Origin of the sequence: Micromonospora sp. DT201, from assembly GCF_049841575.1 — a bacterium.
Classification (GTDB): Bacteria; Actinomycetota; Actinomycetes; order Mycobacteriales; family Micromonosporaceae; genus Micromonospora.
In genome coordinates this window covers 90,435-116,004 of record NZ_JBNCKP010000014.1, presented here as the reverse complement: position 1 = coordinate 116,004, position 25,570 = coordinate 90,435, and the positions used below count along the sequence as shown (strand labels likewise).

The 25,570-nt window shown below is 69.0% G+C and carries 21 protein-coding genes; 14 read left to right on the top strand and 7 right to left on the bottom strand.

All coding sequences use genetic code 11. The features are described from left to right. Positions 1-161: 161 nt before the first annotated feature. A complete protein-coding gene (gene argS / locus ACLQ28_RS22065) occupies positions 162-1,880 on the top strand; it encodes an arginine--tRNA ligase (RefSeq protein ID WP_425688166.1) in 1,719 nt (572 codons plus the stop codon). A gap of 9 nt (positions 1,881-1,889) precedes the next feature. Here the strand turns inward: argS and ACLQ28_RS22060 are convergent, their stop codons facing one another. The 3 genes from ACLQ28_RS22060 to ACLQ28_RS22050 all read right to left on the bottom strand — a co-directional run bounded on the left by ACLQ28_RS22060 (position 1,890) and on the right by ACLQ28_RS22050 (position 4,838). Next, positions 1,890-2,231 carry an ArsR/SmtB family transcription factor gene (locus tag ACLQ28_RS22060; RefSeq protein WP_184183527.1) on the bottom strand — a complete coding sequence of 114 codons (342 nt, stop codon included), beginning with the start codon at positions 2,229-2,231 and terminating at the stop codon, positions 1,890-1,892. 225 nt (positions 2,232-2,456) lie between these two features. Next, complete coding sequence (locus tag ACLQ28_RS22055; RefSeq protein ID WP_425688165.1) at positions 2,457-3,650, bottom strand: endo-1,4-beta-xylanase; 1,194 nt, start codon at positions 3,648-3,650, stop codon at positions 2,457-2,459. 357 nt (positions 3,651-4,007) lie between these two features. Next, a complete protein-coding gene (locus ACLQ28_RS22050; protein WP_425688164.1) occupies positions 4,008-4,838 on the bottom strand; it encodes a PIG-L family deacetylase in 831 nt (276 codons plus the stop codon). Between the two features lie 225 nt (positions 4,839-5,063). Here ACLQ28_RS22050 and ACLQ28_RS22045 point away from each other — a divergent pair, with 225 nt between their 5' ends. Beyond that, entirely contained in the window at positions 5,064-5,975 is a 912-nt protein-coding gene (locus tag ACLQ28_RS22045; protein WP_425688163.1) for an alpha/beta fold hydrolase, read from the top strand. 14 nt (positions 5,976-5,989) lie between these two features. Here ACLQ28_RS22045 and prfH read toward each other — a convergent pair whose 3' ends face one another. The 4 genes from prfH to ACLQ28_RS22025 all read right to left on the bottom strand — a co-directional run bounded on the left by prfH (position 5,990) and on the right by ACLQ28_RS22025 (position 10,638). Further along, the gene (gene prfH, locus ACLQ28_RS22040) at positions 5,990-6,625 is read right to left on the bottom strand and encodes a peptide chain release factor H (RefSeq protein ID WP_425688162.1); all 636 of its coding nucleotides are present in this window, start codon (positions 6,623-6,625) and stop codon (positions 5,990-5,992) included. Then, complete coding sequence (locus ACLQ28_RS22035; RefSeq protein WP_425688161.1) at positions 6,622-7,809, bottom strand: RNA ligase RtcB family protein; 1,188 nt, start codon at positions 7,807-7,809, stop codon at positions 6,622-6,624. The genes prfH and ACLQ28_RS22035 overlap by 4 nt, the downstream gene beginning before the upstream one ends. Positions 7,810-8,430: 621 nt before the next feature. Continuing rightward, positions 8,431-9,624: an ice-binding family protein gene (locus tag ACLQ28_RS22030; protein WP_425688160.1), complete on the bottom strand. Its 1,194-nt coding sequence runs from the start codon at positions 9,622-9,624 to the stop codon at positions 8,431-8,433. 423 nt (positions 9,625-10,047) lie between these two features. Beyond that, positions 10,048-10,638: a class I SAM-dependent methyltransferase gene (locus tag ACLQ28_RS22025; RefSeq protein ID WP_425688159.1), complete on the bottom strand. Its 591-nt coding sequence runs from the start codon at positions 10,636-10,638 to the stop codon at positions 10,048-10,050. A gap of 94 nt (positions 10,639-10,732) precedes the next feature. On the opposite strand from ACLQ28_RS22025, the gene ACLQ28_RS22020 reads away from it, so the two are divergent. The 12 genes from ACLQ28_RS22020 to araA all read left to right on the top strand — a co-directional run bounded on the left by ACLQ28_RS22020 (position 10,733) and on the right by araA (position 25,303). Then, positions 10,733-11,908, top strand: a complete 1,176-nt coding sequence (locus tag ACLQ28_RS22020; RefSeq protein WP_425688158.1) for an FUSC family protein — start codon at positions 10,733-10,735, stop codon at positions 11,906-11,908. Positions 11,909-11,973: 65 nt separating this feature from the next. Then, entirely contained in the window at positions 11,974-12,501 is a 528-nt protein-coding gene (locus tag ACLQ28_RS22015; protein ID WP_425688157.1) for a hypothetical protein, read from the top strand. A 75-nt stretch (positions 12,502-12,576) separates the two neighbouring features. Next, positions 12,577-13,422 (top strand): DUF4097 family beta strand repeat-containing protein, encoded by an 846-nt coding sequence (locus ACLQ28_RS22010; protein ID WP_425688156.1) that lies wholly within the window; start codon positions 12,577-12,579, stop codon positions 13,420-13,422. 33 nt (positions 13,423-13,455) lie between these two features. Then, complete coding sequence (locus ACLQ28_RS22005; RefSeq protein WP_425688155.1) at positions 13,456-14,433, top strand: ATP-binding cassette domain-containing protein; 978 nt, start codon at positions 13,456-13,458, stop codon at positions 14,431-14,433. Next, complete coding sequence (locus ACLQ28_RS22000; protein ID WP_425688154.1) at positions 14,430-15,218, top strand: ABC transporter permease; 789 nt, start codon at positions 14,430-14,432, stop codon at positions 15,216-15,218. The genes ACLQ28_RS22005 and ACLQ28_RS22000 overlap by 4 nt, the downstream gene beginning before the upstream one ends. Positions 15,219-16,481: 1,263 nt before the next feature. Beyond that, on the top strand, positions 16,482-18,164 hold the full coding sequence (gene araB, locus ACLQ28_RS21995) for a ribulokinase (protein WP_425688153.1): 1,683 nt from the start codon (positions 16,482-16,484) through the stop codon (positions 18,162-18,164). Then, entirely contained in the window at positions 18,161-18,853 is a 693-nt protein-coding gene (locus tag ACLQ28_RS21990) for an L-ribulose-5-phosphate 4-epimerase (protein WP_425688152.1), read from the top strand. The genes araB and ACLQ28_RS21990 overlap by 4 nt, the downstream gene beginning before the upstream one ends. 147 nt (positions 18,854-19,000) lie before the next feature. Continuing rightward, positions 19,001-19,990 (top strand): ABC transporter substrate-binding protein, encoded by a 990-nt coding sequence (locus tag ACLQ28_RS21985; RefSeq protein WP_425688236.1) that lies wholly within the window; start codon positions 19,001-19,003, stop codon positions 19,988-19,990. A gap of 189 nt (positions 19,991-20,179) precedes the next feature. Then, positions 20,180-21,721 (top strand): sugar ABC transporter ATP-binding protein, encoded by a 1,542-nt coding sequence (locus tag ACLQ28_RS21980; protein WP_425688151.1) that lies wholly within the window; start codon positions 20,180-20,182, stop codon positions 21,719-21,721. Then, complete coding sequence (locus tag ACLQ28_RS21975; protein ID WP_425688150.1) at positions 21,718-22,788, top strand: ABC transporter permease; 1,071 nt, start codon at positions 21,718-21,720, stop codon at positions 22,786-22,788. Before ACLQ28_RS21980 ends, ACLQ28_RS21975 begins: the two co-directional genes overlap by 4 nt. Next, positions 22,785-23,774 (top strand): galactofuranose ABC transporter, permease protein YjfF, encoded by a 990-nt coding sequence (yjfF, locus tag ACLQ28_RS21970; RefSeq protein ID WP_425688149.1) that lies wholly within the window; start codon positions 22,785-22,787, stop codon positions 23,772-23,774. Before ACLQ28_RS21975 ends, yjfF begins: the two co-directional genes overlap by 4 nt. 26 nt (positions 23,775-23,800) lie before the next feature. Next, complete coding sequence (gene araA / locus ACLQ28_RS21965; RefSeq protein ID WP_425688148.1) at positions 23,801-25,303, top strand: L-arabinose isomerase; 1,503 nt, start codon at positions 23,801-23,803, stop codon at positions 25,301-25,303. The last annotated feature ends 267 nt before the right edge of the window (positions 25,304-25,570 follow it).

Sequence of the window (25,570 nt, the reverse complement as noted above, 5' to 3'; positions counted from 1 at the left end):
CTCGGCGACGCCGGCGATCCGTCGCCCGCCCGCGCTGACCTGTTTCCTGCGACCGGCGGATCGAGCCGCCGGTCACGCGCTGGTCGTCCTCGGTCCGCCCGCATCTCCCCCCGTTCAACGGCTCGCGTGACGGCGCGGGTCCGAGTGAGATCGGCGTACTCATGGATCTTGAAAGGTTGTTGTCCGACCGGCTGGCGCCGGCGTTCGCGGCGGTGGCCGGCGAGCCAGTCGACCCGCTCGTGCGGCGCTCTCCGCGCGCGGACTTCCAATCAGACGCGGCGCTAGCGCTGGCCCGGCGGCTCGGCCGCCCGCCGCGCGACATCGCCGCCGCGGTGCTCAAGCACGCGGTGCTCGATGACGTCTGCACGTCGGCGGAGGTCTCCGGGCCCGGTTTCCTCAACCTGACCGTTGCCGACCGGGCACTGGCCGACATGGTCTCCGGGCTGGCCGGCGACTCCCGGCTCGGCGTGCCGTCGACGGCGGCGCCGCAGACCGTGGTGGTCGACTATTCGGCGCCGAACGTGGCGAAGGAGATGCACGTCGGGCATCTTCGCGGCACAGTCATCGGTGACGCGGCGGTACGGCTGCTGGACTGGCTCGGGCACCAGGTCGTGCGGGTCAACCACCTCGGCGACTGGGGGACGCCGTTCGGCATGCTGATCGAGCACCTGGCCGACGTCGGCGAGGCCGGGGCGGCGCACGAGTTGTCGATGGGCGACCTGGACACCTTCTACCGGGCGGCCCGGGCGAAGTTCGACGCCGACGAGGCGTTCCGGGAACGGTCGCGGCTGCGGGTGGTCGCGTTGCAGGGCGGCGACGAGCGGACGCTGCGGTTGTGGAGGCTGCTGGTGGCGCAGTCCGAGCGGTACTTCCTGACCGTCTACGACCTGCTCGACGTGACGTTGTCCAGGGACGACTTTCGGGGTGAGAGCGCCTACAACGACCTGCTCGCGGGCGTCGTCGACGACCTGGAGCGGTTGGGGCTGCTGGTGCCCAGCGGCGGGGCCGACTGTGTCTTCCCGGCCGGGTTCAGCGGGCGCGACGGCGAGCCCCTGCCGCTGATCGTGCGCAAGAGCGACGGAGGATACGGCTATCCGGCCACCGACCTGGCCGCGCTGCGGCAGCGCGCCGGCGAGTTGGGCGCAACCCGGCTGTTGTACGTCGTCGGGCTGCCGCAGCGGCAGCACTTCGCGATGGTGTTCGCGGTCGCCCGAGCGGCGGGTTGGCTGTGCCCGCCGGCCCGGGCCGAGCACCTGGGCTTCGGTTCGATCCTCGGCGCCGACGGGCGGATGCTGCGCAGCCGGGCCGGTGAGTCGGTGAAGTTGGTCGGGCTCCTGGAAGAGGCGGTCACCCGAGCCACCGACCTGGCCCGGAGCAGAAACCCGGAACTGGACGACGAGACCGCCGCCGAGATCGGTCGCGCGGTCGGGATCGGCGCGATCAAGTACGCCGACCTGTCCACCGATCGGACGAAGGACTACGTCCTGGACTGGGAGCGGATGCTCTCCCTGGACGGCAACACCGCGCCCTACCTCCAGTACGCGTACGCCCGTGTCCGGTCGGTGTTCCGGCGGGCTGGAACGGCCGCACGTTTGGACACGCCCATCGTGTTCGCGCAGCCGGTCGAGCGGGCGCTGGCGGTGGAGCTGCTCGGCTTCGCCGGGGTGATCGGCGAGGTGGAGCAGAGCCTCGAGTTCCATCAGCTTGCCGGTTACCTGCACCGGCTCGCGACCGCGTTCAACACGTTCTACGAGCGCTGCCCGGTGTTGCGTGCCCCGGACGAGCTGCGGGAGAGCCGGCTGCTGCTGGCCGAGCTGACCGCCCGGACACTGCGGCAAGGGCTGCACCTGCTCGGCATCCGCACCCTGGAGCGGATGTGACGCGCAGGATCAGCGGGCCTTCTTCGTCGCCCGCTTTCGGGGTGGCGTCAACAGGTCGGCGATCTGTGCGATCGCCGCGGGCACCAAGCGGTAATACGCCCAGACCCCCCGCTTGTCGCGTTCGAGTAGGCCAGCCTCGGTGAGAATTCGAAGGTGATGACTCACGGTCGGCTGGGAGAGATTGAGCGCCCCGGTGAGGTCGCTGACGGACGCCTCACCTTCCGGCGCGGACTGGATCAGGCTGAGCAGACGCAGGCGAGCCGGGTCGGCAAATGCCTTCAGCACCCCCGCAAGCCGCTCGGCATCGGCCCGCTTGATTGGATCGCCGGTGAGCGGCGAGATTGCAGGCATGGCAGTTTTCGCAGTTCCCACGCTCACTATCGTTACACCAACACCATCGATATGTCGGTAGAACCGGCACCAGTACTCCAATGGCGTCCGTACGGCTGATTGGGACGGCCGGAACGTGAGCCATTCCTCGACGTCTGTGGTGGTGTACAGGCCGTGTGGGGCTTCGCGAAGCCCCACACGGCCTCACGGCTGTATCCGCGCCGCCGGATCAGCCGAGCCCTCGGGTCAGCGGCGGGGTTTGGGTGCGATGCGCGGCAGCACGTACGGCGGCCCCGCGAAGATCAGGTCGGACTTCAGCTCGTGGTACGCCCGCTTGGGCTGGTAGTTCTCGTCGTAGATCGTGGCCAGGCCCTCCAGCGGGTCGGCGAACCAGCCCGGCACCCAGGAGTGATTGTCGCTGAACCCCCAGACCGTGTACGACAGGCAGCTGCGAACGGCGAGGCATGCCTTCATCAGCACGCTGAAGTTGGCGGCCGACGCCTGCAACCGGGGGTTGATCTCCTCTGAGTTGCCGGCCTGGACGGCCGCTGTCATCTGGCTCCGGACGTCGACCTCGGTGAACGCGGTGGCGACGCCGAGCCCACTGAACTTCTTCAGCGCGGCGGTCACCTGGAGGGTGTCGTAGTTGCCGTACTGGGTGCCCAGGTGGCCCTGGGAGCCGACGCCGTCGATCGGGACACCCTGGGCGCGCAGGCCCTTGGTCATGTCGTAGACGAACTGGGTCTTGTCGTCCGCCGGGTTGCCCGAGCCGAACGCCTCGATGTTGTAGTCGTTGTAGAACAGCAGTGCCTTCGGGTCGGCGGCACGCGCCCAGCGGAACGCGTCGGCGATGTAGCCGGGTCCGAGGTTCTGCGCCCAGAAGCCCTTGTAGTGCAGGGTCGACGGGGTGTCCCAGGGGTCACTGACCGCCTCGTTGACCACGTCCCACTGCCAGATCTTGCCCTTGTAGCGGTTGACGACGGTGGTGATGTGCTTGCGCAGCAGCTCGCGCAGCTCCTGCTTGCTGATGGACCCGTCGGCGACGCCACTGGTCAGCCAGCCGGGCAGTTGGTTGTGCCAGACCAGCACGTGGCCGCGCACGCTCTGCCGGTTGCGCTTGGCGAACTCGACCGTCTGGTCGGCCGGTGCCCAGTTGTAGGTGCCGCGGGTGGGCTCCAGGCTCTCCCACTTCATCGCGTTCTCGGCAGTGACCGAGGAAAACTCGGAGGAGGCCAGTTTGCGGTATTGCGGGTCACTGGCGTCGTTGAGGGCGTCGATGCTCACCGCGGTGCCGACCTGGAGGCCGTGGCGCAGGCCGAGGGCGGCGAGGCTCTGCGCCGTGGGGTCGTACGGCCGGCTCGCGGTGGCCGGCACAGTGTTCAGCGCCGCAACGGTCGCGACGGCGACCACCCCGACGGTCGTCCACTGTCTCAGCTTCATCTGCCTTCCTTCCACATGGTCGATAGACGTTGGTCGATCAAGAACGTGCGGGTCCGGCTGCTGGCGGGTGGGAGCGGAGTGTGGCGCCCGGGTTTCGTCTGCTCGTCCGTGGCGCTGGTAGTTCCGGCCGGAAACCGGAAACTTGCTCGAAACGTTAAGGCTGTCGATGTCTGGGCGTCAATGCTGAAAACTTCCGGAAATTCATCACATGACCTGCGGAACCCCTGGGCGACCACCCACGAAACTTTCGAAGGCCGCCGGTGTGCTGCCGCGTCCGCCGCACTCGGCGCCGGGCAGCACAACGTGAGCGACGTCGGCCCGCTGGCCGACGTCGCTACGAAGACTGATCCGAACCGATCAGCGCAGGCCGGCGAAGAGGTCGTCCTCGGGTGTCGGCGCGCCGGTCCGGTCACCGACCCGAACGAAGGTCTCCACACCCATCAGCTCGGTGAACCGGTCCCGGCCCAGTTGCAGGAAGAAGATGTTCTCCGTCTGACTGGCATGAGTGGCCAGCGCGTCGAACTTCTGTGCGCCGAAGCTGCTCGTGTCGACCCAGGTGGAGATCTCATCATCGGGTAGCCCGAGCTGCGGCACCGACTCCGCCGTCGCGTCCGGTTCGGCCCAATCGACACCGAGCTCCTGCATGATCCGGCCGAACTGCTCGAACGCCGTCCGAGGCACGGTGGTCCAGTACACCTTCGCCGGGATGTCCGTCTGCTCGACAGCGGCCATCGTGATCCGATGAGCCTGGATGTGGTCCGGGTGCCCGTAGAAGCCGTTCTCGTCGTACGTGACGATCACATCTGGTTGGTACTGCCGGATCAGTTCCGCGAGCCGGCCCGCCGCCTCGGCGACCGGCGTCGTCCAGAACGCGCCGGGTTGGTCGTTGGTCGGCCAGCCCATCATCCCGGAGTCGGCGTAACCGAGGGTCTCCAGGTGGCTGACCTTCAACACCGCGCAGCTCGCCTCCAACTCGGCCTGCCGCATGGCCACGACAGCGGCCGGGTCGTGCCCCGGGTCTCCCGGCTTGACCCCACCGGGGCCGTCACCACACCGCCCGTCGGTGCAGGTCACGAGCACCGTCGTGATCCCCTCCGCGGCATAGCGGGCAAGGACGCCACCGGTGCTCGTCGCCTCGTCGTCGGGGTGGGCGTGCACCGCCATCAAGGTCAGAGGTCGTTCAGCCATGCCATCACCCTACGGTCGGTCCTCGCCGTGAGTCGCGCACCCTACGGTTGGCCCTCGCCGTGAGTCGCGCAGGGCAGGGCAGCGACCGTGGCCGGTGGTACGCATCCTAACCAGCTCGGGATCGCGTTGAGCCGATCACGCGCAATTCGCGATCGGCTGCGCGGCGGCTCCCTACATTGGGGCGTAACCGGCACATCCGAGAGGTTGGGCGCGAGGAGAGGGTCAATGCCGAGGGCGGGCGCGAAGGCATCGTTCGGCGATGTGCGACAGGTCGACGCCGGGGTCCTGAACATCGGGTACGTGGATGCCGGCCCCGCCGACGGCCCTGCCGTGATCCTCCTGCACGGCTGGCCGTACGACATTCACAGCTTCGTCGACGTCGTGCCGTTGCTCACCGACGCCGGCTACCGGGTCGTCGTGCCGTACCTACGTGGCTACGGCACGACCCGATTCCTCTCCGACGACACCATGCGCAACGGCGAACCGGCGGCCATGGGGCTCGACCTCATCGCACTCATGGACGCGTTGAAGATCGACACCGCGAAGCTGGCCGGGTTCGACTGGGGTGCGCGTACGGCCGATGTCGTGGCGGCCCTGTGGCCCGAGCGCTGCCGTGGGCTGGTCTCGGTGAGCGGCTACCTGATCGACGGCCAGGCCTCGGGCAAGGTGCCGTTGCCGCCGAAGGCCGAACTGGCGTGGTGGTACCAGTACTACTTCGCCACCGAACGTGGCCGGGACGGGTACGACAAGAACCGGCGCGACTTCGCCCGTCTGATCTGGCAGACCGCCTCACCGAAGTGGACGTTCGACGATGCCACCTTCGACCGCAGTGCGGCGGCGTTGGACAACCCCGACCACGTCGACATCGTGATCCACAACTACCGGTGGCGCCTGGCCCTGGCCGCCGGAGAGTCGCAGTACGACGAGGTGGAGAAGCGCCTGGCCGCGAAACCGAAGATCACGGTGCCCAGCATCTCTCTGGAAGGCGATGCCAACGGCGCGCCGCATCTCGAGCCCAGCGTCTATGGCAAGCAGTTCGCCGGGCAGTACGAGCACCGGACCGTCGGCGGCGGTGTCGGGCACAACCTGCCCCAGGAGGCACCCCAGGCATTCGCGGACGCGGTGCTGGAGGTCTGACCTGACCCGGCCCGCTACCCTCGGCGGCCCGGCCGCTGAGGTTCCGGACGTTCCACCCGCACGGGGTCGCCGCGTACGAGCTGGTCGTGGATGCGCCACCGGGCGGTGGTGACGGCGCGGCGCGCCGCCTCGTTGCCATGCTCGATGCGTTGCCGCAGCAGTTGCAGGGCGACACGGCGGTTGAGGCTGAACTGCCGTTCCTCATCCACCACGACGACGATGCCCGAAGGGCGGTGCGTCGCTCGTACCGCCGTGCTGGCCTTGTTGCGGTGCTGACCGCCCGGCCCGCCGGTACGGCAACCGACGATCTCGACGTCCGCCTCGTCGAACGGGGTCGGTGGGGCGTCGAGCTGGGGCGGCTGGGCGGTGACGTACCAGTTCTTTCGGCCAGCGGTCGTCCGGTACGGGCTGGGAGCCTGCCAGCACAGCGTTCCGGTCCAGGAAGCGGCGAACGGCTCGGCGCCGGCACCGGAAATCTGGATGAGCACCGACCGGTAGGTGCCGGGCCGGTCACCGGGCACGGACTCAACCTGCTGGATCGTCAGGCCCCGACCAGTGCCGTCCCCAATCAGGCGGTGCAGCAGCTGGGCAAGCGCCCAGGTGCACTCCCGCGGGCCACGCCCAGCGGACAGCAGCAGGAGCACGCTCACGACCGGCCTCGCCTGCCGCGGTTGCCCCGCCGGTCCGCTCGTGACGTCGACCCGAGATCGGGCGTCTTGTAGGTGACCAGGGGAGTCGTGCTGACCACCGGCGTGGCCAGTTGGTGCTCGACAAGGTCGGCGATCACCTGCTCGATGCGCTTGTACGCCGTGGGCGCCTCCTCGAAGAGCAGTTGGCGGTCGCCGCACACCACCAGCGAGCCCACGGGCGTGCGGCGTAGCTCCTCGACCGTGTGCTTGGCCCGGCCCCGCCGCAGGGCGTCGGCGCGCGACATCTTGCGGCCAGCGCCATGCGCCACCGAGTGGTTGGCCTCCGGACCGGCGTGCGCGGTCACCAGGTAGGACGCCGTGCCCCGCGTACCGGCGATGAGAACGTCGCGGCCGTCACCCGGCGCCGCGCCCTTTCGGTGCAGGTAGACCCCGTCACGGACCTCGACCAGGTTGTGGCACTGATCGACGATCGGTTCGGAGGGCTCCGCCCCCAGCGCGTACGCGACCCGGGCGGCCAGGACCCGCCGGTTGAGCGAACCCCAGCGCACGGCGTCGTCGTGCATCGTCAGGTAGGCGGCGGGATCGGGGGCGGCACCGGCGCCGTGGACCTCGGTGTGCGCCCGCAGGATCTGCTCGCCCAGGCCACGCGAACCGCTGTGGACGATGAGCACGAGATCGCCGGCGTCGAGCCCCAGGCGTTTCGCGTGGCTCGCATCGAGGATGGTGTCGACGCGAGCCAACTCGACGAAGTGGTTGCCTCGACCGACCGTCCCGAGACCGTTCAGGTGACCGGCAGGGACGTCAGCCTGAACGACGGCCCAGGCCGGGTCGTCGGCGTCCTGCTCCGGGTCGAGCGCGCGGTCGAGGTCGGGAAACCGGGAGGCGAGCCGCTCCGGCACGGCACGCTTGAGCTTGATGGGGAACACGGCGATGCCACAGCCGATGTCGGAGCCCACCAGGAGTGGGTACAGCACGGTCGACGCCATGGCCGCACCGATGGGCGCACCCTTGCCGGGGTGCAGGTCCGGCATCGCGGCAACGTGGATCATGCCGTCGAGGGCGGCCACCTGCTGGCACTGCGTGAGCGCATCGGACTCGATCCAACTCGCGGGTGACGCGAACACCGTGACGGTGGCAGGAGCGGACGGGGGCAGGGACTCCCGAGGGGAGTGGTGCTGGGACAAGGAAGCTCACTGTTCGCTGAGACGCGGGAACGGACGACGTGACGCCCTCCGGGAAGGCGTCACCGGGGGCGGAGCAGGGGTGGATCCGTCAGTACGTCATGGACGTCACTCTCGCCGAGCCCGATGCGTACGGCAAGCGATTTTTCCTCGCGACGTCCGCTGCCGTGCGGGCAGCCACCGAGGGGCCGTTGAGCAGAGCAGCGCCTGACGTAGTCACCTGAAGGGACCGCAAACGCCACACGGCGAGGACCGAGCAGTTTGGTCTGACCGGAGCCCATGTCACGGTCTTGGACGTGCTCGACTTCGCACCGGGCTACGTCATCGTCCCAACCAGATGGACGTTGGACTTCGCGCCGCCCCACGACAAGGCCGGCAGCGCCCGGTTCGCACAGACCTACGCCGTGCGTCTCGGCGACGGCCGGCCACACTCTGCTCTACCTCGCGTACGAGCGGGAGGACGAAACTGGGGCTCGCCGACTGACCTTTCCTGCGGGGTCCGGGGCAGTTCGACCTGACGTACTCGTCGTCGGGCCCCCTTCCAACTGGGAGGGGGCCCGACGACGGAGAAAGCTGGTGGGTGCTGGAGTGGCCCGGCCGGCAGGTCACCGGCCGGGCCGCCGATCAGGACTCCTGGCGTCGACGCCGCGCGAGGAAGAACGCGAACGCGCCCAGCACGACCATCACACTTCCGATGCCCGTCATGGCCGGGACCACGCCGCCGCCGGTAACCGGCAGGATGGGGCCCTTGCCACCCGGTTTGCCAGGTGCACCAGGTGCTCCGGGCTTACCAGGTGCTCCGGGGCCGCCGGGTGCGCCGGGTGCTCCGGGTGCGCCGGGGCTGCCAGGTGCACCGGGTGCTCCGGGTGCTCCGGGTGCGCCGGGGCTGCCGGGTGCTCCGGGTGCTCCGGGTGCGCCGGGGCTGCCGGGTGCTCCGGGTGCTCCGGGTGCGCCGGGGCTGCCGGGTGCTCCGGGTGCTCCGGGTGCACCGGGACTACCGGGTGCTCCGGGTGCACCGGGACTACCGGGCACTCCGGGGCTACCCGGTGCGCCAGGGCTGCCGGGGGGGCCAGAGGGTCCGGGCGAGCCGGGCAGGCCAGGGGGTCCGGGCGAGCCGGGCAGGCCAGGGGGTCCGGGCGAGCCGGGCGGGCCAGAGGGTCCGGGCGGTCCGGTGGGTCCGGTGGGTCCGGGCGGGCCGGACCGTCCGGGCGGGCCGCCGCACACCGGGGCGCTGATGACGTTGGTGTCGAGCGTGACGGCGGCGGTTCGCGCCAACGCGCGTCCCTGGAGGGTCGCGCTCGTGGCCATCGTGATCGCCGCCTGGGCCATGATGGTGCCCACGAAGGTGGTGCCCGTGCCAATCGTCGCCGAGCTGCCGATCTTCCAGAAGACGTTGCAGGCCGAGGCGCCGTTGATCAGGACGACGCTGCTGTCCGACGCTGTCGTCAGCGCGGAATCGACCTGGAAGATGAACACGGCCGCGGGGTCGCCCTGACCGTTGAGCGTCAATTCTCCGGTCAGTTGCGCGGCCCCGATCCGGTAGACGCCCGGGTTCAGGGTGTTGCCGCCCAGTTCCGCCGGAATGTTGGTGAACGGCGTCCGGCCGGCGGCGTCGTTGAAGGCGATGGTCAGGTCACTCTGGGCCTGGAGCGCGACAGCGTCGCCGAGGTGTGTCTCGCCGGCGATGGTCGCTGTTCCGAAGCCCGCCGAGGTGGTGCCCGGGAATCGTCCGAGGCTCTGTGCCAGGAAGCTCGTACCGGTGTTGGTCGGTTCGGCCCCGGCGAGGACGGAGAAGTCGGCGGCTGTCCCCAGGTTCACTGGTGCATCCGCCGCATTGGCCGGGTTCGAGCTGAGCAGTAGAAAGCTGGCCGCGATGACGGCGGCTGCGGACGCCGCGAGTGCTGGCAATAGCCCTCGTCGAAGACGAAGGTGATTGGGTCTTGCTGTCACAGGAACACCCTCCGTGGGTACTACTTCGCAGAGGTGCCTGGTGAGCCACGCCCTGCGCGAAACGGCCTGGATGGGCACGCTAAGTGCGCTGACCACGACATCACGTCATGGGCACTTATGCCCACAAAACGGAATAATGAGCATAACCTGCTGCTCAATGGCCATTCACATTCATGTCCCTGTCATTACGCACAGTGATTGACTGTCGCCTGGTCGGAAGCGCCGACATTGCGCGAAAGTGGGCGAGTGGCAGAGCGACCGTCGTATGTATGCGCAGCCCAGCGGCCGTACTCAGTGCTGGTTCACGGCTCCGGGCTTGATCGCGCGGCCGTGAACGCAGGGTGAGGACGGGCTGTTGCTGGCGGCCGGGAAACGGAACCGCCGCAGCTCCTCGATCACGAATCCTGCCGCCTCCAGGGCGGCGACCGTGTCGCGGTTGGTGTGGCAGCCGCCGAACAGCGTCGGCCACAGTGTCGCGTCGACCAGTCGTTGGGCCCGGCGCAGGCCGCTGGCCTCCTCGGCGGCGACGTGCTCGAAGAAGCGCAACTGACCGCCGGGGCGCAGCACCCGGCTGACCTCGGCGAGCGCGCTCGCCTGATCCGGCACGGTGCACAACACCAACGCGACCACGGCCGCGTCGAACTCGCCGTCCCCGCCCGGCAGTGCCTCGGCCAGACCGTCGATGACCGTGACCGGCACCGGCGCGGTCGATGCCGCCCGCTCATCGGCGGCACGCAGCCGTCGTTCCGGCTCCACCGCGACGACCTCGGTCACGCCGAGCGGATAGGGGGCGAACATCCGGCCGTTGCCCGCGCCGACCTCGATCACCCGACCGGAAAGGCCGGCGGCCAGGTCCAGTCGCGGCAGCCCCCGACCCGCCATTGCTCACCCTGCGCCCCGACCGGCTCTGGGCGTACGCCGATTGATCCGGCCGGGGGCGGTGGATTGATCCGGTCAGGGCGGGGTAGGTGCCGCCATGGTCGCTGCCGGTCGGCGCGGAGCGGACGGGGACGCTCCGGCCGTCGTCCGGCTCGGGGACCGCGTGGTGGCCACGCTGCGCGACCGGCTCCTTCGAGTACGGGCCATCGGTGGCCTCGCCGTGCAGGCTGGCCTGGCCGCGGCGCTGGCCTGGGTGGTGGCGCACGAGCTGCTGCACGTATCGCAGCCGGTTTTCGCGCCGATCTCCGCCGTCTCGACTCTTGCCGCGTCTGTTGGTCAACGGCTGCGCCGTACCGTCGAGCTGATCATCGGTGTCACCGTCGGGGTGCTGATCGGCGACCTGTTGCTCTTGGTGATCGGTACGGGGTGGTGGCAACTCGCGCTGATCGTCGTGCTGGCGATCATGGTCGCCCTGTTCCTCGCCGGTAGCGCGGCGGTGGTGATCCAGGCCGGGGCGACGGCGGTGCTCATCGCCACCCTCAGCCCGTCCCTCCGGGATCTGGAGATTCCTCGGTTCGTGGATGCGCTGGTCGGGGGAGGGGTGGCGCTGCTGGTCACCGCCGTGTTGCTGCCGCTGAACCCGCTGCGGGTGCTCAACCGCGCGGCGCGGCCAGCGTTTGATCTCCTTGTCGCCCAGCTCGACACCACCGCCGACGCGCTGGCCACGCGTGACGCCGCTCGTGCCCGTGTCGCCCGGGGCGAGTTGCGGCGGAACAAGGCTCAGCTGAAGGCGTTCGTCGAGGCGACCCAGGGTGCCCGGGAGGCCAGCACCCTGTCGCCAGTGCACTGGCGGGAACGGCACGGGCCCGTGAGCCGGTACGCGCAGGCGGCGGAGCCGATCGACCGGGCGATGCGCAACAGCGGAACCTTGATCCGTCGGGCAGTGACGCTGATCGAGGACGGCGAACCGGTTCCGGATTCGCTGCCGAGGGCGGTGGCGGACCTCGCCGAGGCCGTTCGGTTGCTGAAGCGGCAGTTCGCCGCCGGCGATGAGCCGAACCGGGCGCGGGGGCAGGCGCTGCGGGCGGTCCAGACCGCCGGCCATGCCTACCGGGAGGGTGTCGGCTTCTCCGGCGCGGTGGTGGTGGCGCAGGTCCGGACGACTGTCAGCGATCTGATGGTGGCCACCGGACTGCCCCAGGAGGAGGCGAATCACCTGGTCCGGAGCATGTTCGGCGACCTGCGACCGCCCACCGGCCCGCAGCGGGGCTGATCGATTGGCGCCGCAGTGAGCCACGGCTGTTGCGGGCTGAGCCAAAGTGGTGCCATGATGGTGCCATGGAGCTGAGGTCATACGTCGAGAACCTGCGTAACGAGTTCGCCTTGGCCGCGGAGGGCGTCGATCCGGAGGCCCGGATGCTGGCCGAACGGCTCTTCGCCCAGTTGGAAGCGGCCACCCGTCTCACGTTGCTCGAGGCCCTGTCCGACGCGGCCGACGAGATCACCCGTGAGCTCGCACCGGGTTCGGTGCACGTCCGGCTGCGCGGGCGCGAACCTGACTTCGTGGTCGCGTCGGCAAGCCCACCGAACGATGAGGCGGGCGAGGTCAGCAGCCCACCGACGCTGTCTGCACCACTGCTCGCGCCGCCCGAGGGCGACGACGGCGGCACCTCGCGGATCAACCTCCGACTTCCCGACCACCTCAAGGCCAGCGTCGAGGAGGCCGCGGGGCGCGCCGGGCTCTCGGTCAACGCCTGGCTGGTGCGAGCTGTCGCCGGCGCCATCGGGGCAGGCGAGACGGAGCGTCGTCCGCCCCGCCGGATGGAGCCGCGCTCCGGCCAGCACTTCACCGGCTGGGCCCGCTAACCCCCCCGTACCTCCTCTTTTTTTCGCGCCGCTGACCAGCGGCGACATCAGCCGACCACCTTCCAGGAGACCACCATGCCTATTTTCGACACGCCAGAACCGGTATCCGTCCAGATCGAGTTGCCCGTCGGGGACGCCTGGATCGCCGCGAGCGACCGCACCGACACGGTGGTGACGGTGCGGCCCCGCGACCCGTCGAGCAAAGCCGACGTGAGCGCCGCGGAACAGACCACCGTTGAGTACACCGCGGGCCGGTTGCTGGTCAGGGCACCCAAGAGTTGGCGCCGCTACGGCTTCTTCGGCAGCGGGCCGTCGGTCGACGTCCTGATCGAGGTGCCGACCGGTTCGCGGGTGCACGCCGAGGCGGCGTGGGCAGCGTTCCGCTGCGAGGGCCGGCTCGGCGAGTGCCGCCTCAAGACCGGGGGTGGGATCCGGCTCGAGGAAACCGGGCCGCTGGACATCGACGCCAGCCACGGCGAGGTTGCGGTCGAGCGCGTCGCCGGGTCCGCCCGGGTGAAGTCTTCGTCCGGCAAGGTCCGCATCGGTGCGATCGACGGCCCCGCTGAAGTCAAGAACTCCTCCGGCGACTGCTGGATCGGCCAGTGCGGCGGAAACCTCCGCGTCAACACCGCCTACGGCGACATCACCGTCGATGCGCCGATGGCCTCGGTGAACGCCCGCACCGCGTACGGCAACGTCCGGCTGGGTGAGGCCGTACGCGGGTCGATCGAGCTGCAGACCTCCTACGGCGCGATCGAGGTCGGCATCCGGCGCGGGACCGCCGCCTGGCTCGACGTCAGTTCCAAGCACGGCCGGGTGCACAACGCGCTGGAGACGACCGATAGCCCGGCGCAGACCGACGAGACGGTCGAGGTCCGGGCGATGACCTCCTACGGCGACGTCACTATCCGCCGCGCCTGAACCGGCATCACACCGACCACAAAGGAGGAGACCATGACCAGCCCCATGAAGCCCGCGATCGTCGCCACCGAGCTACGGAAGTCCTACGGTGACAAGGTCGTGCTCGACGGCATCGACCTGATGATCACCGAGGGGACGATCTTCGCGCTGCTCGGCCCCAACGGCGCCGGCAAGACCACCACCGTGCAGATCCTCTCCACCCTGATCAACGCCGACGGCGGCAACGCCCGCATCTTCGGCCACGACCTGAACCGAAAGCCCGATGCGGTACGCGAACTGATCGGCGTCACCGGCCAGTTCTCCGCCGTCGACAACCTGCTCACCGGCCGGGAAAACCTCAACCTGATGGCCGACCTGTGCCACCTCGACAAGGCCACCGGCCGGCGACGGATCACCAACCTGCTTGAGCAGTTCGACCTGACGGAGGCGGCGGGCAAACCGGCGTCGACGTACTCCGGTGGTATGCGCCGCCGGCTCGACCTCGCGATGACCCTGGTCGGCGAACCCCGCGTCATCTTCCTCGACGAGCCGACCACCGGCCTCGACCCGCGCAGCCGCCGCTCCATGTGGCAGATCATCCGCGCTCTCGCCGCTGAGGGCGTCACCATCCTGCTCACCACGCAGTACCTGGAGGAGGCCGACCAGCTCGCCGACCGCGTCGCATTCCTCGACCATGGCCGGCTGATCGCCGAAGGCACTCCGCACGAGCTCAAGCGCCTCATCCCGGGGGGCCACGTCGTACTGCAGTTCGCCGACCAGCAAGGGCTCGACTCGGCGGCCCGTACGTTCGCCGCCGCCACCCGCGACGAGGCGGCGCTCACCCTCCAGGTGCCGAGCGACGGCGGGGTGGGGTCCCTGCGCTCCCTGCTCGACCAGCTCGACCGCGACTCGATCGACGTGGCCGGCCTCTCCGTGCACACCCCCGATCTCGATGACGTCTTCCTCACCCTCACCGGCCAACCCGACACTCGGGCCGGCCAACCCGACCACGAAAGGGCCCCGGCGCGATGAGCACTCTCTCCCTCGCCGTTCGCGACTCGAGCACGATGCTGCGGCGCAACCTCCTGCACCTGCGGCGCTACCCGTCGCTGACCTTCTTTCTCGTCGGGATCCCGGTCATCATCCTGCTGCTGTTCGTCTACGTCTTCGGTGGCACGCTCGGCGCCGGTCTCGGACCCTCCGGCGACCGCACCGACTATGCCAACTACGTCACCCCCGGCATCCTGCTCATCACGGTGGCCACCGCGGCGCAGGGCACCGCCATCTCGGTCGCGATGGACATGACCGAAGGCATCATCGCCCGGTTCCGAACCATGGCGATCTTCCGACCGTCGGTCCTCACCGGCCACGTGCTGGGCAGCCTGATCCAGACCCTGTTCAGCCTCGCGGTCGTCACCGCTGTGGCGCTGCTCGTCGGGTTCCGGCCCACGGCCAACCCGGTCGAGTGGCTCGCCGCGACAGGCGTCCTCGCCATGATCACTTTTGCGCTCACCTGGCTCTCGGTCGCCCTCGGCATGGTGAGCGACAGTGTCGAGACGGCGAGCAACCTGCCCATGCCGCTTGTGCTCCTGCCGTTCCTCGGCAGCGGGTTCGTCCCCACCGACTCCATGCCGACCCCGGTACGCCTGTTCGCCGACTACCAGCCCTTCACCCCCGTCATGGAAACCCTCCGTGGTCTGCTGTTCGGCAGCGGGATCGGCGCCAACGGGATCATCGCGGTCGCCTGGTGCGTCGTCATCACCGTGGTCTCCTTCCTCTGGGCCAAGGCCCTCTACAACCGCAATCGGGCCGCCTGATCCGACCGGCACTCGACGTCCCACCAGCACGACGCACCGACAGCACGACGCACCGACAGCCCGGCCCAGTGGGCCGGGCCGTCGGCCATCCGTATCCATTGCAGGCGTACCTGCCGGCCGCGAGCTCGAGCAGCCACCCAACGCCCCGCCCCAACGCGGTCCGGCCTGGCCCGGCGCGGTCCGGCGCGGCCCGCCCCGCTCCAACGCGGTCCGTCCCGGCGCGGTCCGGCGCGGTCCGGCGCGGTCCGACGTGGTCCGGCGGGGCCCGACACGGCCTGGGTCTTGGCCTAGCCGAACGCGTCCCAACCTGCCCCAGGCTGTTTCGTCCTATCTTGTCGTGCTTCCTCCCGGTCCGGCCGGCTGCGGCCGGCGCATGATCCACTCCATATCGCCGATATTGCGCTGTCCGGCCGCTGGGATACCGCCATGTCGCCGATATGGAGTCGATCACGACCGGCTGAGCAGTGCTGGGCGCGCACGGGGCTCACGCTGGGCGCGGTGCCCACGCTGAGCCCACACGGGACGTGCGGGGGGCGGGTCAAGCGCGGGCATGCGGGTCAAGCGCGGGCATGCGGGTCAAGCGCGGGCATGCGGGTCAAGCGCGGGCATGCGGGTCGAGCGCGGGCATGCGGGGCGTGCGCGGGCATGCGGGGCGTGCGCGGGCATGCGGGTCGAGCGCGGGCATGCGGGTCGTGCGGGGCGTGCGGGGCGCGGGTCGAGCGCGGGCGTGCGGGGCACGCGCGGGCGCGCGGGCGCGCGGGCATGTGGCGTGCGGCGGGCGGGGCTTGCGTGTCGGCTGGGAGCGCTCGAAACGTCGAATGTTATCGATAACAAGGCTCTGTGTCTGGCTGCCTTGGGTTCGCGCTGGCCGTCGAAGCGGTCAATACGTGAGCCGAGTAGTGGCCGGCGGCCGTACCCGGATTTGATCATGAAGGCGCACCAGCACTGTTGATGTTATCGCTGACATCATCGCCGGTTACCGATCGGCCGGGATCGGACGATCGTCTCGAAGCTGTGCGAGATGCCGCACCTGTCGCCCTGCCTGTCGGAGGGCTGCGCGGCCCGGCCGCCGGGCCGTGCGCTGACCCCCGCCACCACCTTGTCCTGCGGTCGACGCCGGAATCACGCGTTTTGTACCAGTCCGTTGTCGACCGCCCGAGTCGGTCCGGCTTCCGCGTTCCGTTACGTAGCTGTTGCGACCGGATGTCTTGACGAGGCTGGATGTGAGCGTTAACACTGTTCCCGTTAACGGTGGAGGTGAACATGAACCGTATGGACGGAGCTGACGACCGCTACGTCGTCGGTGTCGATTTCGGCACCCTGTCTGGACGAGCTTTGGTGGTCCGTGTCGGCGATGGTGCCGAGTTGGGGACCGCGGTGCACGAGTACGGCGACGGCGTCATTAGTACGGCGCTTCCGGGAGGGCGAGCGCTGCCCCCGGACTGGGCTCTGCAGAATCCGGACAACTACCGCGACGTGCTGCGGTACGCCGTCCCGGCTGCGGTGTCCGCCGCGGGGGTGGATCCTGCTGCGGTCGTCGGTATTGGCATCGACTTCACCGCTTGTACGGTGCTGCCGACGGACGCCGACGGCACTCCGCTCTGTGAGGATCCCGAGCTGCGCGACCGACCGCACTCCTGGGTCAAGCTGTGGAAGCACCACGCGGCGCAGCCGCACGCCGACCGGATCAACGCGCTTGCCCACGAGCGGGCAGAGCCGTGGATCGGCCGGTACGGCGGCAAGATCTCTGCCGAGTGGCAGTTCGCCAAGGGACTCCAGATCCTGGAGGAGGACCCCGAGGTCTACCACCGCGCCGAGCGTTTCATCGAGGCGGCCGACTGGATTGTCTGGCAGCTCAGCGGCACCGAGACCCGCAACGTGTGCACGGCCGGGTACAAGGGCATCCTGCAGGACGGCGAATACCCCAGTGAGGGTTTCCTGACCGCGCTCAACCCTGGCTTCGGCGACTTCGTGGCCAAGCTGGATGGTCCGTTGCTGCCGCTCGGCGCCCGGGCTGGCACGCTCACCGCGCAAGCCGCCGCATGGACCGGCCTCCCGGAGGGGATCGCGGTGGCCGCCGGCAACGTCGACGCACATGTCACCGCGGCGGCCGCGCAGGCCGTGGAGCCTGGCCGGCTCGTCGCGATCATGGGCACTTCGACCTGCCATGTCGTCAACGGCGCGGAGCTCGCCGAGGTGGCCGGGATGTGCGGTGTCGTGGACGGCGGCATCAGCCCCGGTGCTTGGGGTTACGAGGCCGGGCAGAGCGGTGTCGGCGACATCTTCGGCTGGTTCGTCAACCACGCCGCCCCGGCTGGCGCCAACTCGCACGAACACCTCACCGAGTTGGCCGCGAGCCAACCGGTCGGCGGGCACGGCCTGATCGCGTTGGACTGGTGGAGCGGCAACCGCTCGCTGCTGGTCAACCACGATCTCAGCGGGATGATCGTCGGAATGACCCTGGCCACCCGGCCGCAGGACATCTACCGGGCGCTGCTGGAGTCGACTGCCTTCGGCACTCGGATGATCATCGAGGCGTTCGTCGAGGCCGGAGTGGCCGTGAACGACCTGGTCATCGCCGGTGGCCTCACCAACAACAAGCTCATGATGCAGATCTACGCCGACGTGACCAGGCGGCCGCTGAACATCATCGCTTCCGCACAGGGGCCGGCGCTGGGGTCGGCGATCCATGCCGCCGTCGCCGCCGGTGAGTTCCCCTCGATCCACGAAGCGTCGCAGGCGATGGGTCGGGTGCACGAGGCCGTCTACCGCCCGGATCCCGACCGGGCGCGCGCCTACGACGCCCTGTACGCCGAGTACCGGACGCTGCACGACCACTACGGTCGCGGCGGCAACGACGTCATGCTCCGCCTGCGGGCGATCCGGAACGCGGCTGTCGAGACCGCCGCGGCCACGCCGGAACCCGTGCTGGAGGTGGTCGCATGAGCACCGAGGTGACCCGGCAGATCGGCGAGCTGCGTGAGAAGGTCGCCCGCCTGCATGCCGAGCTCACCCGGTACGGCCTGGTCGCCTGGACGGCCGGCAACGTCTCCGCGCGGGTTCCCGGCCAGAACCTCATGGTGATCAAGCCGAGCGGCGTGGGCTACGACGATCTCTCGGCCGAGACGATGGTGGTGTGTGATCTCGACGGCGTCCTCGTCGAGGGGGATCTCGCGCCGTCCAGCGACACCGCCGCCCACGCCTACGTCTATCGGGCCATGCCTGAGGTCGGTGGGGTCGTGCACACGCACAGCTCGTACGCCACCGCCTGGGCAGCGCGCGGGGAGGCGATTCCCTGCCACCTCACCGCCCAGGCCGACGAGTTCGGTGGAGAGATTCCGGTGGGTCCGTTCGCCCTGATCGGCGGCGACGACATCGGCAAGGGCATCGTCGGCACACTCGCCGGGCACCGCTCACCCGCGGTGCTGATGCGTAATCACGGCGTCTTCACCATCGGCCGGGACGCCCGCGCGGCGGTCAAGGCCGCGGTCATGTGTGAGGACGTCGCGCGTACGGCGCACCTGGCCCGCGCACTCGGGCAGCCGGTGCCGATCGCGCAGGACGACATCGACGCCCTCTACCACCGCTACCAGAACGTCTACGGCCAACAACCAGTCCCGCCGACGGGTTCCTGACCCTCTACCGGCCATGTCCTACCCGTCGGTCTGCACCACCGAAGTAGCAGCACGCACCACCCGCGTACGCCGCTCCTTGCACATCGGCGGTTGGCGCGGTTACCCACCACACCGAGCCAAGGAGATTCGATGATGGGAAAGATGCGAATGCACTCCGCTTCGTGGCGCGCTGCCACGGTTCTCGCCAGTGTGCTGCTCGTCGGCAGCATGGCGGCCTGTGGTAACAGCGACACCGGCGGCGACGGGGCCAAGGACGACGGCAAGATCACGATGGGCTTCTCGCAGGTCGGCGCGGAGAGCGGCTGGCGTACCGCGAACACCACCTCGATCAAGGAGTCTGCCACTGCGGCGGGGGTCGAGCTGAAGTTCGACGATGCTCAGCAGAAGCAGGAAAACCAGATCAAGGCGATCCGCAACTACATCCAGCAGAAGGTCGACGTGATCGCCTTCTCGCCGGTGGTGGAGTCCGGGTGGGACACCGTGCTCAAGGAGGCCAAGGACGCCGGCATTCCGGTCATCCTGACCGACCGCTCGGTCGACTCGGCCGACAAGACCCTGTACAAGACGTTCCTTGGCTCGGACTTCGTCAAGGAGGGCAAGCTTGCCGGTGAGTGGCTGGTCGAGCAGAAGAAGAGCGCCACGGGCCCGGTGAACATCGTCGAGCTGCAGGGCAACACCGGTGCTGCGCCGGCGAACGACCGTAAGAAGGGCTTCGGCGAGGCGATCGCCGCCAACCCGAACCTGAAGATCATCGCCTCTCAGCCGGGTGACTTCACCCGCGCGGGCGGCAAGCAGGTCATGGAGCAGTTCCTCAAGGCCAACAAGCAGATCGACGTGCTGTTCGCGCACAACGACGACATGGGTCTGGGCGCGCTTGAGGCGATCACCGCGGCCGGCAAGGTGCCCGGCAAGGACATCACCATCATCACGGTCGACGCTGTCAAGGACGGCATGCAGGCTCTCGCCGACGGGAAGTTCAACTTCATCGCGGAGTGCAGCCCGCTGCTCGGCCCGCAGCTGATGGACCTGGCCAAGAAGGTCCACGCCGGTCAGGAGGTGCCTGCTCGGATCGAGACCGAGGAGACCACCTTCACCCAGGAACAGGCCAAGGAAGCTCTGCCCAACCGTAAGTACTGATCGATGCCGGTGGGGTCGCCGCGTTCGCGTGGCGGCCCCGCTGCGTCGCCCCTTACTCGCAATGGACCGGGCATGGCCCGCGATCACCCCGTACGACGCCCGCCCGAGCGACCCGCAGGGACGACCGGGCGGGGGGCACGGGAGCGTAGCGGCCCTTCCGTGTCGACGACCCAGAAGAGGTCTGATGGGATGACGGATAGCCGTCCGGTCCTGACGATGACCGGGATCAGCAAGTCCTTCCCCGGGGTGCGCGCACTCCATGACGTCAACTTCCGGCTCTTCCCCGGCGAGGTGCACGCCCTGATGGGCGAGAACGGCGCCGGCAAGTCGACCCTCATCAAGGTACTGACCGGTGTCTACGACACCGATGGGGGCACGATCAACCTCGACGGCGAGGAGGTGTCGTTCACCGGGCCCATGCGGGCGACTGCCGCCGGGGTGAGTACCGTCTTCCAAGAGGTCAATCTCTGCACCAACCTTTCGGTGGCGGAGAACATCTTCATTGGCCGCGAGCCCCGGTTGTTCGGTGCCGTCCGGTGGGGTGAGGTTCGCCGCCTCGCCCGTACGCTGCTGTCTCGCCTCGATCTCGACCTCGATGTGAGCGCGCCGCTCGGCTCGTACTCTCTGGCGATCCAGCAGATGGTCGCCATCGCCCGCGCGATCGACATCAAGGCCCGGGTGCTGATCCTGGACGAGCCGACGTCCAGCCTCGACGCCGGCGAGGTGGCGCAGTTGTTCCGCGTCATGCGGCAGTTGCGCGACGAGGGCATCGCGATCCTGTTCGTCACGCACTTCCTCGACCAGGTCTACGACATCGCCGACCGCATCACCGTGCTGCGCAACGGCGGGCTCGTCGGCGAGTACACCACCGCCGAGCTGCCCCAGCTCTCCCTGGTCGAGAAGATGATCGGCAAGGAACTCGACGTCCTCGAGGGCATCGAGGAGCACTCCCGACGGGACCTGGCCGCACTGGAGGAGGGCACCCCCCTGGTGGCGGTGTCGAACTTCAGCCGGGCGGGCGCGGTCGAGCCGTTCAGCCTCACCATCCACGCCGGCGAGGTGGTGGGCCTGGCCGGCCTGCTGGGCTCCGGGCGTACCGAGGTTGCGCGGTTGTTGTTCGGCGCCGACCGGACCGACGGCGGTCAGGTCGCGGTCGACGGCACGGCGAGCAGCTTGCGCACCCCCGCGCAGGCCATCGGGCAAGGCGTCGGCTTCTGTTCGGAGAACCGCCGTGCGGAGGGCATCGTCGCCGACCTGTCGGTCCGCGAGAACATGATCCTCGCGATGCAGGCCGCCCGTGGCTGGCTGCGACCCATTCCGCGTCGTCGCCAGGACGAGCTGGTCGACAAGTACATCAAGGCACTCAACATCCGGCCCTCGGACCCGGAGGTGCCGGTGCGCAACCTCTCCGGTGGTAACCAGCAGAAGGTGCTCCTGGCCCGGTGGCTGATCACCGAGCCACGACTGTTGATCCTCGACGAACCGACCCGAGGCATCGACATCGGCGCGAAGACCGAGATCCAGAAGCTCGTGACGCAGCTGTCCGACGGCGGCATGGCGGTGCTGTTCATCTCCGCCGAGTTGGAGGAGGTGCTGCGCCTCAGCCACAAGGTGGCCGTGATGCGGGACCGCCAGATGGTCGCGCAGCTCGCCAACGACGACACCCTCGACGCCGACCGCATCATGCAGACCATCGCCAGCGGATCCAACCGGGAGGAGGCAGACCGATGAACGACATCATGGGCCGCTACCGGACGATGACCGGTCACCGGCTGTTCTGGCCCGCCGCCGTGCTGGTCGTCATGCTCGCCGCGAACACGATCTACCGGCCCGGGTTCCTGTCCATCGAGCTCAAGGACGGGCACCTGTACGGCTCGCCGATCGACATCCTGCGGCTGAGCGCCCCGTTGATTCTCGTCGCACTGGGCATGACCCTGGTCATCTCGACCGGCGGCATCGACCTGTCGGTCGGCTCGGTGAGCGCGATCAGCGGCGCGATGGCCTGCATGTACATCAGCAAGCAGTCCGACCAGAACAGCCTTGTCGTGGTGCTGACCGCCCTCGCGATGGCGCTGGGGGTCGCGCTCGTGCTCGGTGTCTGGAACGGGGTGCTGGTGGCCGTGATCGGGATCCAACCGATCATCGCCACCCTGATCCTGATGGTGGCCGGCCGGGGCCTCGCCCAGCTCATCACCCAGGGTCAGATCATCACCATCAACTCGGAGCCGTTCCGGGCGATCGGGCTGGGCCACCTGTTGACCCTGCCGCTGGCCATCTTCATCGCCCTCGCCGCGGCACTGCTCGTCGCCGCGTTCACCCGCCGCACCGCGCTGGGCATGATCGTCGAATCGGTGGGCGGTAACGCCGAGGCGAGCCGACTCGCCGGCATCCGCTCGGGCCGGGTCATCTTCCTCGCGTACGTCGTCAGCGCCGCCTGCGCCGCGGTCGCCGGTTTCATGATGACCGCCAACGTCTCCAGTGCCGACGGCAACGCCGTCGGCCTCTGGGTGGAGTTGGACGCCATCCTCGCGGTCGTCATCGGTGGTACGTCCCTCGCCGGCGGCCGGTTCTTCCTCAGTGGCACGATCATCGGTGCGTTGATCATCCAGACCCTGACCACCACGGTGTACGCCATGGACATCTCCCCGCAGACCTCGCTGCTGTTCAAAGCGGTCGTCGTGATCGCCGTCTGCCTCATTCAGTCGCCAGCCTTCCGGGCCCGGTTCACCCGCCGTAGGCGTAACGTCCCGCCGCCCGCCACTATCGCCGACAAGCCGAAGGAGCAGGTGCCGGCATGACCACTGGTTCGCTTACCGCCGGTCGTACCCGGTTCCGGCTGCCGAGGAAGCAGATACCGGTCCTGGCGACGCTCGTCCTGCTGCTGGTGATGTACGGCATCGGCGTGTCGCAGTACCAGGCGTTCTCCAACGTGCAGGTCATCTTCAACGTCTTCATCGACAACGGCTTCCTGCTCGTCGTCGCGGTGGGCATGACCTTCGTCATCCTCACCGGCGGCATCGACCTGTCGGTCGGGTCCGTCGTCGCGATGACGGCGATGGTGTCGGCCTGGCTGCTCCAGGAGGGGCTGCCGGCGGCGCTGGTGCTCGTCATCGCCCTGCTCATCGGTCCGACGCTCGGCCTGCTGATGGGCTGTGCCATCCACTTCTTCGAGATCCAGCCGTTCATCGTCACACTCGCCGGGATGTTCTTCGCCCGGGGCATGTGCACGCTCATCTCCGGCTCGTCCATCCCGATCACCGACGGGTTCTGGACCAGGATGTCGCAGGAGCGGATCGGTGATCCCCAGGGCAACTTCGTGTCGATCAGCGTGCTGATCGCCTTCGCCGTGGTCGCCGTCGCCGCGTACACGCTGGCCTACACTCGGCTGGGACGCAACGTGTACGCCATCGGCGGCAACCCCCAGTCGGCCCTGCTGATGGGCCTGCCGTTGGGCCGGACCCGGATCGCTGTCTACACGATCAGTGGCCTGTGCTCGGCGATCGGCGGAATCCTGTTGTCCTTCTACACTCTCTCCGGTGCGCCGCTCATCGCCGTGGGCATGGAGTTGGACGTCATCGCCGCCGTCGTCATCGGTGGCACGGTGCTCACCGGCGGCGCGGGTTACGTCTTCGGCACGGTGCTCGGCGTACTCGTCCTGGGTGTTATCCAGACCCTCATCACCTTCGATGGGAGCCTCAACTCCTGGTGGACCAAGATCGTGATCGGCGGCCTGCTCTTCGCGTTCATCCTCCTCCAGCGTCTCATCGGAATCCGTTACAAGTGACCGCCCCTCTCGCGGAAGGCAATCCCATGGCACCACACACCGAACCCGAGATCTGGTTCCTCACCGGCAGCCAAGGCATGTACGGCGAGGAGACGCTCCGGCAGGTCGCCGAGCAGTCTCGCCAGATCGCGGCTGCGCTCGACGACTCACCGCAGATTCCCGCCCGAGTGGTCTGGAAGCCCGTCCTGACCAACAGCGGTGAGATCCTGCAGGTCTGCCGGGAAGCCGCCGCCCAGGGCGCCATCGGGGTGATCGCGTGGATGCACACCTTCTCTCCGGCGAAGATGTGGATCTCGGGCCTGGACGCGCTGCAGACGCCGCTGCTGCACCTGCACACGCAGGCCAACGTCCTGCTGCCGTGGAACGACATCGACATGGACTTCATGAACCTGAACCAGGCGGCGCACGGCGACCGCGAGTTCGGGTACATCCAGACTCGTCTCGGTGTGGCCCGCAAGACGGTGGCCGGGCACGTCAGTGACCCGCGGGTGACCTCGCGGGTTGGGGCGTGGGCGCGCGCGGCGCTCGGCTGGTCGGCGATGCGGTCGCTGCGCCTGGCCCGCTTCGGTGACAACATGCGCGACGTCGCCGTGACCGAGGGCGACAAGGTCGAGGCGGAGCTGCGGTTCGGGGTGTCGGTCAACACCTACGGCGTCAACGACCTGGTCAAGGTGGTCGGCGAGGTCACCGACGCGCAGGTGGACGACCTGGTCAAGGAGTACGAGGACACCTACCGCATCGGCGGCGAGCTGCTGCCCGGGGGTGAGCGGCACGACTCGCTGCGGTACGCCGCGCGGCTGGAACTCGGCATGCGCACGTTCCTGGACGCTGGCGGCTTCCGGGCCTTCACGACGAACTTCGAGGACCTCGGGGGCCTTCGTCAGCTGCCGGGCATCGCCGTGCAGCGGCTGATGGCGGACGGCTACGGCTTCGGTGGCGAGGGCGACTGGAAGACCTCCGTCCTGGTCCACACCCTCAAGGCGATGTCGGTGGGCGTGGACGGCGGCACGTCGTTCATGGAGGACTACACCTACGACCTCACTCCGGGTGAGGAGTTGGTGCTCGGTGCCCACATGCTCGAGGTCTGTCCGACCATCGCGTCCGACGTACCCAACGTGGAGATCCACCCGCTGAGCATCGGCGGGCGGGAGGACCCGGTCCGTCTCGTGTTCGACGCCGCCCCCGGCCCGGCGGTGGTGCTCGGACTTGCCGACATGGGGGAGCGCTTCCGTCTCGTGGCCAACGAGATCGACGTGGTGTCTCCGCCGCAGCCGCTGCGCCAGCTGCCGGTGGCGCGGGCCGTCTGGCGTCCGCGACCCGACCTGCCGGTGTCGGCCGAGGCGTGGATCACCGCTGGCGCGCCGCACCACACCGTGCTGTCGCAGGCGGTGGGGGTGGAGGAGTTGCACGACCTGGCGGAGATGAGCCGCACCGAACTCGTCGTCATCGACGCCGACACGGAGTCCCGCCGCTTCGCCGACGAGATCCGCTGGAACCAGGCCTACTACCGGTTGGCCCGCGGCTTCTGAGCCGCGCTGTCGGAGCGTACTGAAACGGGTGGTCCATCCCCTGCCTGCGGGCCGGGGGTGGCCACCCGTTCGCGTGTGCGCCAGCAGGGCCACGAGGCGGTTGTGTTACGCCTTGACTAACAGCATGTTATCGCTCACAGTCTATAACCAAGATGGTCGATGTCGTTGGCTGGTCCGGCCGCGCGCGCGTCCTACCCCTGCGGTTTAGGCACCTCGTCACCGCGATGGTCGGGCAATCGGTGTTAGCGATCACATGGCCGGGCATGG

Coding starts and splice junctions, on each gene's coding strand:
- argS (WP_425688166.1), top strand. CDS start 162: ATGGATCTTGAAAGGTTGTTGTCCGACCGGCTGGCGCCGGCGTTCGCG.
- ACLQ28_RS22060 (WP_184183527.1), bottom strand. CDS start 2,231: ATGCCTGCAATCTCGCCGCTCACCGGCGATCCAATCAAGCGGGCCGAT.
- ACLQ28_RS22055 (WP_425688165.1), bottom strand. CDS start 3,650: ATGAAGCTGAGACAGTGGACGACCGTCGGGGTGGTCGCCGTCGCGACC.
- ACLQ28_RS22050 (WP_425688164.1), bottom strand. CDS start 4,838: ATGGCTGAACGACCTCTGACCTTGATGGCGGTGCACGCCCACCCCGAC.
- ACLQ28_RS22045 (WP_425688163.1), top strand. CDS start 5,064: ATGCCGAGGGCGGGCGCGAAGGCATCGTTCGGCGATGTGCGACAGGTC.
- ACLQ28_RS22025 (WP_425688159.1), bottom strand. CDS start 10,638: ATGGCGGGTCGGGGGCTGCCGCGACTGGACCTGGCCGCCGGCCTTTCC.
- ACLQ28_RS22020 (WP_425688158.1), top strand. CDS start 10,733: ATGGTCGCTGCCGGTCGGCGCGGAGCGGACGGGGACGCTCCGGCCGTC.
- ACLQ28_RS22015 (WP_425688157.1), top strand. CDS start 11,974: ATGGAGCTGAGGTCATACGTCGAGAACCTGCGTAACGAGTTCGCCTTG.
- ACLQ28_RS22010 (WP_425688156.1), top strand. CDS start 12,577: ATGCCTATTTTCGACACGCCAGAACCGGTATCCGTCCAGATCGAGTTG.
- ACLQ28_RS22005 (WP_425688155.1), top strand. CDS start 13,456: ATGACCAGCCCCATGAAGCCCGCGATCGTCGCCACCGAGCTACGGAAG.
- ACLQ28_RS22000 (WP_425688154.1), top strand. CDS start 14,430: ATGAGCACTCTCTCCCTCGCCGTTCGCGACTCGAGCACGATGCTGCGG.
- araB (WP_425688153.1), top strand. CDS start 16,482: ATGAACCGTATGGACGGAGCTGACGACCGCTACGTCGTCGGTGTCGAT.
- ACLQ28_RS21990 (WP_425688152.1), top strand. CDS start 18,161: ATGAGCACCGAGGTGACCCGGCAGATCGGCGAGCTGCGTGAGAAGGTC.
- ACLQ28_RS21985 (WP_425688236.1), top strand. CDS start 19,001: ATGCACTCCGCTTCGTGGCGCGCTGCCACGGTTCTCGCCAGTGTGCTG.
- ACLQ28_RS21980 (WP_425688151.1), top strand. CDS start 20,180: ATGACGGATAGCCGTCCGGTCCTGACGATGACCGGGATCAGCAAGTCC.
- ACLQ28_RS21975 (WP_425688150.1), top strand. CDS start 21,718: ATGAACGACATCATGGGCCGCTACCGGACGATGACCGGTCACCGGCTG.
- yjfF (WP_425688149.1), top strand. CDS start 22,785: ATGACCACTGGTTCGCTTACCGCCGGTCGTACCCGGTTCCGGCTGCCG.
- araA (WP_425688148.1), top strand. CDS start 23,801: ATGGCACCACACACCGAACCCGAGATCTGGTTCCTCACCGGCAGCCAA.